Here is an 11,960-nt window from a genome sequence, read left to right as displayed (position 1 = left end):
CCTCCGAACGACCCGACAGGACAAGAGAAAAGAGTTGCACACACCATTAAGCTCTCCTACATGCTCGATGTGAGACGGATGCAAGTGCTGCGGGCGGTCGTCACCAGTGGTTCGGTGACCGCGGCGGCGGTGAACCTGGGGTACACCCCCTCCGCGGTCAGTCAACAGGTGGCGGCGCTGGAGAAGCAGGCCGGGACCGCGCTGCTGGAACGCTTCGGCCGCGGCGTGCGGCCGACGGCGGCCGGGCTGCTGCTCACCGAGCACGCGGCCGTGATCAGCAGGAACGTCGCCGAGGCGGAGACGGCGCTGGCCGACCTCCGGGCCGGCCGCACCGGTCAGTTGTCGATCCGCTACTTCGCCACGGCCGGCGCGACGCTGGTCGCGCCCGCGCTGGCGCGGCTGCGCGCCGAACACCCGGGCGTGCGGATCGACCTCCGGCTCGACGACTCCGAGGAGTCCCCGGCCTCTCCCGACAGCGGCCCCCTGACCGACGTACGGCAGGGCCGGGCCGACGTGGCGATCGTGGTCCACCCGCGCGATCTGCCCGGTCCGGGCGTCCGGCTCGTGCACCTGCTCGACGACCCCTACCGCGCCGTCCTGCCCAAGGGCCACCGGCTCGCGGCGCAGAAGACGCTGGACCTGAGCGAGCTGGCCGACGAGCCGTGGGTCGGCAACGAATGGCCCGCGGGCCCCTGCCTCGCGTCCGTGGTCGACGCCTGCGCGGCGGCGGGCTTCAGCCCGGACTTCGTGGTCGAGAGCAAGGACCACGCGACCGCGCAGGGATTCATCGCCGCCGGTCTCGGGGTCGGCCTGATGCCGACACTGGGCCTGGGGCACCGCCATCCCGGCGTCGCCGTGCGGAAGGTACGCGGACCGGAGCCGGTCCGGTCGATCTACGCCGCGGTACGCGAGACCTCACCGGCCGCGCCGGCCCTGCTCGCCCTGATCGACGCCCTGCGGGACGCGGCGGCCGGGTGAGCCCGCCGTGAGCGATCAGCGTTTGACCGCTCGCAGGATGACGAACTTCGGGTCGCTCGCGACGACCTCGCAGTTCCCGAAGAGCTTGCGCAGCTTCACGTGGTACCCGAGGTGCCGGTTGCCGATGACCCACAACTCGCCCCCGGTGCGCAGCGCGTCGCGGGAGCCGGTGAACATGTGCCAGGCCGTCGTGTCGGTGGTCGCCTGGTGGCTGTGGAACGGCGGGTTGTTCAGCACCAGGTCCACCGACCCGGCGGGCACGGCCGACAGGCCGTCGCCCACCACGAACTCGGCCTTGGCGTCCGGTCCGGTGTTGGCCCGGAAGGTGGCCTCGGCCGAGGCCACCGCGGAGTAGGACTCATCGATGAACGTCACCTCGGCGCCGGGGTCGGCCAGGGCCGCGGCCGTTCCGACCACCCCGTTGCCGCAGCCCAGGTCGACGACGCGCTCGGGGCCCTGGCGCTGCGGGAGGTTCCGCAGGAAGAAGCGGGTGCCGATGTCGAGGCGCTCCGCGCAGAAGATGCCCGCGTGGTTGGTGACGGCCAGGCCGGAGGCCGCGCCGACGTCGGCGGGCAGCTCGTACGTGCGCGGCCACGGGCTGTCCGTGCGAGTGGGCGCGGCGGCAGGCGTGCTGAAGATCAGCCGGGCCTTCTTCGCGGCCAGCGACGTCCTGGTCGGGCCGATGAACTCCTCGAACAGGGTGAGCGTAGAGCTGTGGATCTCGGTGACCATCCCGGTGCCGACGACGACGGTGCCCGCGTGGAGGCGCGGTGCGAGCCGGTGCAGCTGGTCCTCCAGCAGGGCGAGGCTCTTGGGCACCCGCACCAGCAGGACGTCGATGCGGTCAGGGACGGGGTCCATGGCCGAGAGCAGCCGCACCGCGCCGGCCCCGGCCCCGCTGCGCGCCAGGTTCGCCCGGGTCGCCTGCTGGGCCAGGTAGGAGTCGGTGATCGATACGGGCCGGTGCGCGGCGAGCGCGGTGACCAGCGCGCCCCACCGGTCGCCCAGCACGACGACGGTGCCGGAGAGGTCCACGGGCTCCGCGTCGATGCCGTCCAGGTGCCGCAGCAGGTACTCGTCGGAGGCGTCCCAGGCACGGAGCCTGTCGCGGGGGTCCTCGGGGAAGCGGGTGAGGTCGTACGCACCCGATGACGTCGTCAAACGGTTCATTGTGCCCTCAGGCTAGCCGAATCCCCCGGCCGCCCCGGCCACGCCGCCGGGCGGCGGCGCCGTGGACATGGAGCAGGGCCCGGAAGCGTGTCCAGCTCCCGGGCCCCTGTTGATGCCGCCCATATGCACACGCCGGCGCGATGGGGTGCGGGTCAGTTTCACGTCGACTTGTTCTGCCATTGAACTACCGCCGCAGGAAGGAGAGCGGCGGACCGGATTCGAACCGGCACCTGACGACCAAGCCCGAACCCGTGGATCCGGCGATCGGCGGCGAATGCTGAGTCTGGAGCAAGAGTCTGAGATTGATCGCGGTCTGCCTCTGCCAGTTGGGCTACCCCGGCCGGTGGTGCCGGGAGAGGGACTCGAACCCCCACTGGAACCGCGTCGTCACGACAAGCTTCAAACTGAGCTTTGCGCTCCTCGCGCACCCTCCGCACACAGGCGGAGGGGGTCTGTTGGGTGTGGCGCCTACGAACCGAGGAGGTAGCCGAGTACGGCGTCCCCGACCCGCTGGTCGGTGACCTCCGCGCTGTTGGCCTCCTCGCGGGCGAACTTGACCGCGTTCTGCAGCTTCTCCACCCGCTCGAGCAGCTCGTTGACCCGCCGGGCGGGAAGGGCGCCGGAGAACTTGACGGTCGTCCAGTAGCCGACCGGCACGTCCTCGTAGTACACGTCGACCTGGGCGGGGTGCTTCTCCGTCGCCTCGGCCTTGACGTGGTTGCGCGGCACCTTCTTCGTACGGATCGTGCGTACGGGCTCGGTCTTCCACGCGTCACTCGACGGGTCGAGGTTCCACGACTCCGCGGCGTCGAGCACCGGGAGCTTGCGGATGAACGTGTGCAGGTCCACCAGCTGCTTCTCCAGGAACAGCAGGTACGACACCGGCACTTCGCGCACCAGCGCGCGACCGTCGACCGTCACATCGGCGCGGGCCTCGCAGTTCGCCCAGTCCTTGGTGGCGGTGACGTCGAAGAGCCGGGTGAGGGTGACCGCGGTCGTCCGCAGCACGTCCTCGGTCTTGATCTGGACCCGGGTCGACTCGGGGGGCAGCTGTTCGCCCTCCTCGTCCTTCGGCTGGTAGGTCCGGGATATCCCGGAGAGCAGAGCGGGCTTCTGCAGGTCGTGATGGGAAGCGGTCAGTTCCTGATGGGACTTGGACTTGACGCCCTTCTCGACCGCGATGATCTGATTGAGTTTCGCCACACCGTGACGTTAACAGGCGCGATGCCCTTGATCGAACGATTATCCGGCGGCGGGCCCGCGGCAACCGCCGTGTCCGGGAGCGGACTTGGCGGGCACGGCGGTTGTCGCGGGCCCCAGGCCCCGGGGCGTCAGCGCGGTGGCTGCGCGCAGGTTCCGTAGTGGTCGGCGACGACGCGGGTCATCGCGCCGAGCGGGTCGGCCACCACCTGGGTCGACGAGTAGAAGACGTTGCCGCGCACCTGCGGGTGGTCCCGGTCGAAGGTGAGGTGGCGGGAGAGCTCGGCGGGGTCCTGCCAGGCCGCGGGCTGGCCCGCGACGCCCACCTTGTAGAGCGCCTCCCCCACGTACAGGTCGACGCCCGTGCCGGAGACCACGTCCGCCCACCAGGGGACGAGCTTGGCGTAGTCGGCTGCCGGGAACCCGATGTTCCAGTACACCTGCGGGACGATGTAGTCGATCCACCCCTTCCGCACCCACCCGCGGGTGTCGGCGTACAGGTCGTCGTAGGTCTGGACGCCCGCCGTGGTGTCGGAGCCGAGCGGGTCGGTCGCCCGGTTGCGCCACACCCCGAAGGGGCTGATCCCGAAACGGGTCCGCGGCCGGATCCGCTGGATGCGGAGAGCCGTCTCGCGCACCAGCCGGTCGGTGTTGTCACGCCGCCAGGCCGCCCGGTCCGGGAAGCCGGCACCGTGGGCGGCGTACGCGGCGTCGTCGTCGAAGGCCTGCCCCGCCACCGGGTACGGATAGAAGTAGTCGTCCCAGTGCACCGCGTCGATCGGGTAGCGCCGCACGGCGTCGAGCATCGCGTCCTGGACGAACCGGCGCACCTGTGGCAGCCCCGGGTTGTAGTACAGCTTCCCGCCGTACGGGACGACCCACTCGGGGTGCAGCCGGGCGGGGTGGGTCGGGACGAGCCGGCTCGGGTCGGTGTGGTTGGCGATGCGGTACGGGTTGAACCAGGCGTGCAGTTCCAGGCCGCGCCGGTGCGCCTCGCGCACGGCCGTGCCGAGCGGATCCCAGCCGGGGTCCTGGCCCTGGGTCCCGCTGAGGTACTGCGACCACGGCTCGTACGGCGACTCCCACAGCGCGTCCGCGGTGGGCCGCACCTGGAGGATCACCGCGTTCAGCCGGCGCTCGACGGCGGTGTCCAGCAGCGAGAGCAGTTCCCGCCGCTGCTCGGCGGCCGGCAGACCGGGCGCGGACGGCCAGTTCGTGTTGGCGACGGTCGCGATCCACATGCCGCGGAACTGCCGCGCGGGCCGCTCCCGTGCCGCGTCCCGTGCCGTGACGGCCGCCGCGGCGGGTGTCCCGGTGGCGACCGCCGCCGCCACCGCGCCCGCGGTGCCGATGGCGCCCACGGCGAAGGTCCTGCGAGTGATGTGCCCCATCGTGCCCCCTGATCGTCGGGTGCTGTCCCGCTGATGATGGTGGGGTCGGGGGGCTGGAGCAATCCTCCACACGGGCGGAGTAACGTCGACGCGGGCGGGCCCGCTACCGCGTGGTCCGCCCGCTTATTCCTGTACCACAGCGAAAGGCTTACGAGTGAGCGACATCCAGCGCGTCGGAGTGGTGGGGGCCGGGCAGATGGGCTCCGGTATCGCGGAGGTCTGCGCCCGCGCCGGACTGGACGTCCGGGTCGCGGAGACCACCGGCGAGGCTCTGGAGCTCGGCCGTACCCGGCTGACGAACTCCCTCGGCAAGGCCGCGGAGCGCGGCAAGATCACCGAGGAGGAGCGCGACGCGACGCTCGCCCGCCTGAGCTTCACCACCGACCTCGGCGAGTTCGCCGACCGCGACCTCGTGATCGAGGCCGTCGTCGAGAACGAGCAGGTCAAGACGGAGATCTTCCAGGTCCTCGACCAGGTGGTGACCCGGCCGGACGCGATCCTCGCCTCCAACACCTCGTCCATTCCGCTGGTGAAACTCGCGGTGGCCACCTCGCGCCCCGAGTACGTGATCGGGATCCACTTCTTCAACCCGGCCCCGGTGCAGAAGCTCGTCGAGCTGATCCCGGCCCTCACCACCGCCGACGAGACCCTCAAGCGCACCGAGAGCCTCGTCACCGACATCCTCGGCAAGCACGCGATCCGCGCCCAGGACCGTTCCGGCTTCGTGGTGAACGCGCTGCTGGTCCCGTACCTGCTGTCGGCGATCCGGATGTTCGAGTCCGGAATCGCCAATCGCGAGGACATCGACAACGGTATGGAAATGGGCTGCGCGCACCCGATGGGTCCGCTCAAGCTCTCCGACCTCATCGGCCTCGACACCATCGCCGCTATCGCGGATTCGATGTACCACGAATTCAAGGAGCCGCTGTACGCCGCTCCCCCGCTGCTGCAGCGCATGGTCGACGCGGGCCGGCTGGGACGAAAGACCGGCGCCGGTTTCTACCAGTACTGACAGCACGGCTGAATACGGAGAAACCGGCCCGCCGTTCGCACGGCGGGCCGGTTCCTTTTTATGCGGTTATACGTTCATACGTTTACGCGTTGGATTTCTCGTAGGCGCTGACGACTTCCTCGGTGGGGCCGTCCATCAGGAGCTCGCCCTTCTCCAGCCACAGCACCCGGTCGCAGGTGTCACGGATCGACTTGTTGTTGTGGCTGACCAGGAAGACCGTGCCCGCCTCCTTGCGCAGCTCGCGGATCCGGGCCTCGGAGCGCCGCTGGAAGGAGCGGTCGCCGGTGGCGAGCGCCTCGTCGATCATCAGCACGTCATGGTTCTTGGCCGCCGCGATGGAGAACCGCAGCCGCGCCGCCATGCCCGAGGAATACGTGCGCATCGGCAGCGAGATGAAGTCGCCCTTCTCGTTGATGCCCGAGAACTCCACGATGCCCTGGTAGCGCTCGCGGATCTCCTCCTGCGTCATACCCATCGCCAGACCGCCCAGAATGACGTTCCGCTCACCGGTCAGGTCGTTCATCAGCGCCGCGTTCACGCCCAGCAGTGACGGCTGGCCGTCGGTGTAGACCCGGCCGCTCTCCGGCGGCAGCAGACCCGCGATCGCCCGCAGCATCGTCGACTTGCCCGACCCGTTCGACCCGATCAGGCCGATGGCCTCGCCCCGGTACGCGGTGAAGCTCACCCCGCGCACCGCGTGCACCAGCCGGACATTGGGCGAGGACTTGCGCGAGATGATGCGCCCGAGGGCGGCCGTCGCGCTGCCCTTGCTGTTCCCCGCGCCGTGCACCCGGTAGACGATGTGGACGTCATCCGCGATGACCGTCGGGATCCGGCTCTCGGCCGGGGCCGCGACGGCGGCTGGGTGATCGGTACCGGTGGCGCTCTTGTCGATCTCCGCTGTCTCAGCCACGGCCGTACTTCTCCTCAGCCTTCCAGAAATACACGTACCCGCCGACGCCCGCCAGGACCGCCCAGCCCACTCCGACCGCCCACACGTGCGGCGGCATCTGCTCCGCCGTCACACTGTCGATCAACGCGAAACGCATCAGATCGATGTACACCGCGATGGGATTGACATCCAGCAGGAGCCGCACGAAATACGGTGCGTCCTTCGTGAAATTGGCGATGCTGTACATCACACCCGACGTGTACATCCACGTCCGCAGAATGAACGGCATCAACTGCGCCAGGTCCGTCATCTTGCTGCCCAACCGCGCCACCACCAGCGCCAGACCGGCATTGAACACCGACTGGATGAACAACGCCGGAATCGCCAGCAGCCACGACCAGGTCGGCACCTCACCGGTCATCAACACGATCGAGAACAGCACCAGCATCGACATCAGCAACTGCTGCAACTGCATCAACGTGAACGCGATCGGCATCGACGCCCGCGGGAAGTGCAACGCCCGGATCAGCCCCAGATTCCCCGAGACCGCCTTCACCCCACTCATGATCGACGACTGGGTGAACGTGAAGATGAAGATGCCCGTCACCAGGAACGCGATGAAGTTGTCCACGCCACGATCGGTCCCCAGCAACAACCCGAAGATCAGGTAGTACACCGCCGCGTTCAGCAACGGCGTCATCACCTGCCACAGCTGACCCAGCCGCGCATCGGTGTACTGCGCGTGCGTCCGCGCCTTCGCGAACTCATTGATGAAGTGCCGCCGGCCCCACAACTGCCGGGTGTACTCCGCAAGGCCCGGCCGGGCACCACTGACCGACAGCCCGTACTTCGCCGCCAGATCAGCGGCCGACAGCCCGCCGTCGGGCCTGTCCAGGTCCTGCGCCGCCGCGGGGGCGTCCGTGTGCAAGGTCATGTGACGCGCTTTCGTTCGAGGCGAAAACGGGGAGTGAATACGCCACGACGGAACGGATCCGTCTCGTCGCGTGACTCGACCGTAGAGCATTTCTTGGATGGAACGCAACCGTTCCGTCGCCTCGTCGCGCTAGGCTCGGTGGCATGCCTACGGAGCCCCGAACCCCTCGTCGCGCCCCCGCGGGAGCCGCCGTGCTCCGGGAGGACGTGACGGACGCCATCCGCAGCGCCGTCTTCGATGAGCTGGCGGCGGTCGGCTACGGCCGGATGTCCATCGAGGGGATCGCCCGCCGGGCCGGCGTCGGCAAGGCGGCGGTCTATCGGCGCTGGCGCTCGAAGCTGCCGCTGGTCCTCGACACGGTGTCCGCCGTGGCGGTCCAGGGCATGCCCGCGCCGGACACCGGCTCGCTCCTCGGTGACGTCCGGTTACTGCTCGAGGTCACCGCGCGCGCCCTGCGGCATCCGGTCGCGTCGCAGATCATCCCTGACCTGCTCGCCGAGGCGGCCCGCAACCCGGAGATCGCCGCCGCGCTGCAGACGGCGCTGCGCGACACCCAGCGCGGGATCTCGGCGGCCGTCGTGCGCAAGGCGGTCGAGCGCGGCGAGCTGGCGGCGGGGACCGACGCGGACCTGTCCCTGGACCTGATCGCGGGCCCGCTCTACTGGCGGCTCGCCGTGATCCGCTCCGCGCTCCCCACCGGTTACCTCGACAACCTCGCGGCGGCCACCGTGACTGCCCTGAAGGCGGCCGGACCGGCGCGCTGACCCGCGGCCGTTCACGGGACCGGCCGCCCGGTCAGTGCTCGGGCGACCGGATGGAGACGATCTCGCCCTTCCAGAGCTGGAACCAGTGCCCTGCCGCGAGCAGCTCCTCGCAGGCGCTGTTGAGGGCCGCGACTCCGTCACGGGTGTGGTGGCGGTCCGAGAGATAGACCTCGACCCGGCCGCGGCGTTCGCGGACGACCGCGCCGACATCGGGCTCGAGAGGGGCCAGGAGATAGACGATCCGGATCACGGTGTTTCCCCATCGGTGGCACGCGCGCGGCCGGCGGAATCCAGGCACCGGATGCGCGTCACCGGGCAACGTACCGCCGGGTCCGCACCCCGGCAACAGCCCTACCGGCCAACTACCGCACGGCCGATCGGCCCTTTGGCCGGACATCGCCGTAGCCCGCACCGGGGTCGTCCGGCACCGCGCTACCGCTCCTCGGCCCGTGCCCGCTCCCACGCCTCGACCGTCGCGCGCAGCTGCCTGCGCTCGGCCGGCGGCATCGCCTCGGCGTACGTGACGATGACGCGCATGTCGTCGTCGTACCCCTGCACCTCGTCCGAGACCCAGCCGAGGAACTGCTCGGCGGCGGCCCGCTGCACGAGCGCGGCCGGCCGGCGCAGGGCGGCGGCGATCGCCCGCAGCTGGACGGGGCCGGGCGCCGTGGCGACCTGGCCGCGGGCGAGCTTGTGCAGGTACGGCTTGGAGACGGTGGCTCCGGTCACCGGGTCGATGGCCCGGTCGGCGAGGTCCTGGTACGAGTCCCCCGCCGTCTGCGCCTCCAGGACCAACCGGGACAGCTGATCGCGGCGCTCACTGCCCACCATGCCCACCGTCCCAATTCGTAGACGAAACGTCTCTCACGTGCTTCACTATTTTTACATGAGACCGGACCATCCCCATAGAGCACTCTCACCCGTGATCCTCAGCCTCCCTCTCAGCACCCTCACCATCCTGGTCGGCGGACGCCGGGCGCTGCTGCCCGCGGTCGCGGTCGCCGTCCTCTCGCTCCTGCTGCTGATCGGCGCCGCCGCACCCGCCGTGTGGTCCCGCAGGCCCGCACGGCGGGCTGCCGCGCTCCACGTCCTGAACAGTCTGCTCGGCCGCGAGCATCAGCCAAGGCGCAGGTGATGCAGCATCAGGAGCGCGGCGGCCATGTTCGACGCGGGGACCTCACCGCGCGCGACCATGTCCGGCACGGTCTTGAGCGGCACCCACTCCCGGCGGTCCGACTCGAAGTCGTCCTCCGGATGGCCGACGTACTCCGCCTCCTCCGACCAGTAGACGAAGTGACGTGCGTCGGTTAGGCCGTTGGAGGGCTCGACCGTCAGCAGGTGCCGCAGCCGCCCCGGGCGCCAACCGGTCTCCTCCAGCATCTCCCGGGCCGCCGCCGTCTCGATGTCCTCGCCGTCCTCGACGACCCCGGCCGCCAACTCCCACCCCCAGCTGTCGGTGATGAAGCGGTGCCGCCACAGCAGCAGCACCTCGTTCGCCTCGTTGACCGCGGTCGCCAGCGCGACGGGCCGCAGCCTGATCAGGTAGTGGTCGAGGTGCCGCCCGTCGGGCAGTTCGACATCAGCGAGATTGACGCGCATCCAGCGATTTGTGTACACGGTTCGCTCACTAAGGTTCTTCCATTGCACGATTCCGCCACCTTCCTTTCGGATGGTGACAACATCGCAGCTCGCAGCAACGTCACAGCGGAACGCGGAGCAGCTCGTCGATGAGCCCCGCGGCCTGGACCGCCAGCACGTTGTCGTAGGTGGCCAGATGACTGCGGACCGCCGCGAACCGGTCGCGCAGCCGCTGCGACTCCATACCCCGCCCCTGCTCCACCATCCGGACCGCGAGGGTCGCGGCGTGATCGGCCTCGCCCCGGCGCAGCTCCACATGGGTCAGCACGGCCAGCCGGTGCACCCGTCCGCGCGCGTGCGAGGGCGCGGTCACCGCCTGGACCGCGTGTTCGAGGGCGGGCCGCAGCTCACCGAGGCTCATGTACGTCTCGGCCAACTGAACGTCCACCAGACCCGGTTGGACATAGGCGGTCTCCGCGGGTTCCTCCTCGGCCCGGATGCGCTGCTCCGCGGTCTCGGCGAGCCGGGCGCAGCGGTGGGCGCTGGGCCGGTCGCCGAGCCGCCCGTACGCCTTGGCCTGCATCGCGTACAGGTCGGCGGCCAGCGCCGGGGTGACGTTGTGACCCGCCGTGCGCAGCGCCGCCTCGGCGAACGCCACCGCCTGCCGGTAGTCGCGCAGATGGAGCGACTGGTAGACCAGCATGCCGACCACGCAGGCGCCGAGGCCCCGGTCCCCCGACGCCTTGGCCAGCCGCAGCGACTGGTGGAAGTAGCGCTGCGCGAGCCCGTGCGCGTCCGTGTCGTAGGCGCAGATCCCGGCGATCCCGACGAGCGCCCCGACCGCGCGGTGCAGTTGCCGGCCCAACGGGTCGGAGTAGCGTCCGCGCAGCAGCGGCGCGGCCTGGACGTTGAGGAAGCCGACGACGCGGTCGCGGGTGGCCACGCCGCCCGCGCCCCGGTACAGCTCCTCGTAGTGCGCGCGGGCGGCGTGCAGCATGGCCACGTCGGCGCCGGTCACCCGCTGCACCCCGGTCCGGGAGACGTCCATGTCCTCCGGCGGGTTCTCCCACTCCCACAGCGGCATGACCGCCTTGGGTCCGGTCAGCACGGGCGCGGTGCGCACATGGGGGCGCTGCTGTTCGTCGGCACGCCATAACGCCGTGGCACGTTCCACGAATCCGGTCAGCGGGGAACCCGCCGTCGGGGCCACCGCCCCCCGGTCCATCCCGATGTCGGCGAGGGACAGCGGACGTTGCACCAGGCCGCCGAGCACCTCCCGGATCAGGTCGGGCACCTCGCCGCGGGGCCGCTGGCCCTTGATCCAGCGGGTCACCGCCGTGCGGTCGTAGCGGAGCGGCACCCCTCGGGCCCGGCCCAGCGCGTTGATCCGGGCGGCCAGTCCCGCGTGCGAGGCACCCGCCTCGTCGAGAACGGCGTCGAACAGCGTGTTGGGTTCCATCCGGGCCCCCTGGTTTCGCCCACTGCGCGCAGCGTAGTCCCACCCCGTTCACACGGGGTGTGAGCGGAGCACCCGCATATGCCGGTCGCACACGCTCCCCCCGGCGTGGGCGGGGGGATTGACTGTGGTCCAGGCCGCCGACTCCCCCTCGTGCATTGGCGGCGGCCAACCCCGCACCACTCGCCCTGCGTTGCCAGGCACACCGCGGCAGGGCGGGTGGTGCGGTCCGCAACGATCTCCGGGAGGCCCGACCGTGACCGGTACATGCTTCCGCTGCGCGGCGAGCGGCGCCGGGACGACGCGGGTCGGCACGCTGCGCCCGCGTGAGGGCGGCGACTTCCCCGTCTGGTGCTGTGACGCCTGCCTGCCGGCCGCACCGGACCCCGACCACTGCTTCTTCGTGCCCGCGGCGTCCCGCACCGAGGCATCCCGCCCCGCGATGTCACGCGCCCTGCACCTGACGGAGTCCGCCCCGTTCACCGCGCTGGACCTGGACGCGGGCGCCGCGCCGGCGGCGATGACCGCGGCGTTGCCGGCCGTGCGCCGGAACCTCCGCCTGTCGGGCCTCTCCTGGTAGGACGC

At 70.6% G+C, this 11,960-nt stretch carries 14 protein-coding genes; 5 read left to right on the top strand and 9 right to left on the bottom strand.

The genetic code is table 11. From position 1 onward, the window contains the following. The first annotated feature begins 60 nt into the window (after positions 1–60). Positions 61–978, top strand: coding sequence for a LysR substrate-binding domain-containing protein (locus O3X23_RS02780; protein WP_269269439.1), 918 nt, complete (start codon positions 61–63; stop codon positions 976–978). A 15-nt stretch (positions 979–993) separates the two neighbouring features. Here the strand turns inward: O3X23_RS02780 and O3X23_RS02775 are convergent, their stop codons facing one another. From O3X23_RS02775 to O3X23_RS02765, 3 genes are all read right to left on the bottom strand, one after another. Continuing rightward, entirely contained in the window at positions 994–2,148 is a 1,155-nt protein-coding gene (locus tag O3X23_RS02775) for a methyltransferase (RefSeq protein WP_269269438.1), read from the bottom strand. 468 nt (positions 2,149–2,616) lie between these two features. After that, on the bottom strand, positions 2,617–3,351 hold the full coding sequence (locus tag O3X23_RS02770; RefSeq protein WP_269269437.1) for a DUF7873 family protein: 735 nt from the start codon (positions 3,349–3,351) through the stop codon (positions 2,617–2,619). A gap of 128 nt (positions 3,352–3,479) precedes the next feature. Next, entirely contained in the window at positions 3,480–4,739 is a 1,260-nt protein-coding gene (locus O3X23_RS02765; RefSeq protein WP_269269436.1) for a glycoside hydrolase family 10 protein, read from the bottom strand. A 154-nt stretch (positions 4,740–4,893) separates the two neighbouring features. Between O3X23_RS02765 and O3X23_RS02760 the strand changes: the two genes are divergently transcribed. After that, entirely contained in the window at positions 4,894–5,751 is an 858-nt protein-coding gene (locus O3X23_RS02760; protein WP_269269435.1) for a 3-hydroxybutyryl-CoA dehydrogenase, read from the top strand. A gap of 82 nt (positions 5,752–5,833) precedes the next feature. On the opposite strand, the gene O3X23_RS02755 is transcribed toward O3X23_RS02760, so the two are convergent. Next, on the bottom strand, positions 5,834–6,646 hold the full coding sequence (locus tag O3X23_RS02755) for an ABC transporter ATP-binding protein (RefSeq protein ID WP_443047716.1): 813 nt from the start codon (positions 6,644–6,646) through the stop codon (positions 5,834–5,836). A 10-nt stretch (positions 6,647–6,656) separates the two neighbouring features. Next, the gene (locus tag O3X23_RS02750) at positions 6,657–7,577 is read right to left on the bottom strand and encodes an ABC transporter permease (protein WP_269269434.1); all 921 of its coding nucleotides are present in this window, start codon (positions 7,575–7,577) and stop codon (positions 6,657–6,659) included. 143 nt (positions 7,578–7,720) lie between these two features. On the opposite strand from O3X23_RS02750, the gene O3X23_RS02745 reads away from it, so the two are divergent. Further along, positions 7,721–8,341, top strand: a complete 621-nt coding sequence (locus O3X23_RS02745) for a TetR/AcrR family transcriptional regulator (RefSeq protein WP_269269433.1) — start codon at positions 7,721–7,723, stop codon at positions 8,339–8,341. 31 nt (positions 8,342–8,372) lie between these two features. Here O3X23_RS02745 and O3X23_RS02740 read toward each other — a convergent pair whose 3' ends face one another. Together O3X23_RS02740 and O3X23_RS02735 are read right to left on the bottom strand one after the other, a co-directional pair. Beyond that, positions 8,373–8,591 (bottom strand): hypothetical protein, encoded by a 219-nt coding sequence (locus O3X23_RS02740; RefSeq protein WP_269269432.1) that lies wholly within the window; start codon positions 8,589–8,591, stop codon positions 8,373–8,375. A gap of 182 nt (positions 8,592–8,773) precedes the next feature. Then, complete coding sequence (locus tag O3X23_RS02735) at positions 8,774–9,172, bottom strand: hypothetical protein (RefSeq protein WP_269269431.1); 399 nt, start codon at positions 9,170–9,172, stop codon at positions 8,774–8,776. A gap of 91 nt (positions 9,173–9,263) precedes the next feature. Here O3X23_RS02735 and O3X23_RS02730 point away from each other — a divergent pair, with 91 nt between their 5' ends. Continuing rightward, the gene (locus O3X23_RS02730; RefSeq protein ID WP_269269430.1) at positions 9,264–9,476 is read left to right on the top strand and encodes a hypothetical protein; all 213 of its coding nucleotides are present in this window, start codon (positions 9,264–9,266) and stop codon (positions 9,474–9,476) included. Here the strand turns inward: O3X23_RS02730 and O3X23_RS02725 are convergent. Together O3X23_RS02725 and O3X23_RS02720 are read right to left on the bottom strand one after the other, a co-directional pair. Beyond that, on the bottom strand, positions 9,458–9,940 hold the full coding sequence (locus O3X23_RS02725) for an NUDIX hydrolase (RefSeq protein WP_443047700.1): 483 nt from the start codon (positions 9,938–9,940) through the stop codon (positions 9,458–9,460). The genes O3X23_RS02730 and O3X23_RS02725 overlap by 19 nt on opposite strands. A gap of 100 nt (positions 9,941–10,040) precedes the next feature. After that, complete coding sequence (locus O3X23_RS02720; protein WP_269269428.1) at positions 10,041–11,378, bottom strand: transcriptional regulator; 1,338 nt, start codon at positions 11,376–11,378, stop codon at positions 10,041–10,043. A 253-nt stretch (positions 11,379–11,631) separates the two neighbouring features. On the opposite strand from O3X23_RS02720, the gene O3X23_RS02715 reads away from it, so the two are divergent. After that, positions 11,632–11,955: a hypothetical protein gene (locus O3X23_RS02715; protein WP_269269427.1), complete on the top strand. Its 324-nt coding sequence runs from the start codon at positions 11,632–11,634 to the stop codon at positions 11,953–11,955. Positions 11,956–11,960: the final 5 nt, after the last annotated feature.

This window comes from Streptomyces sp. H39-S7 (assembly GCF_027158205.1).
Taxonomy (GTDB): Bacteria; Actinomycetota; Actinomycetes; order Streptomycetales; family Streptomycetaceae; genus Actinacidiphila.
Note: the sequence above shows the minus strand (reverse complement) of the source record. Positions and strands in the feature narration are given on the sequence as shown.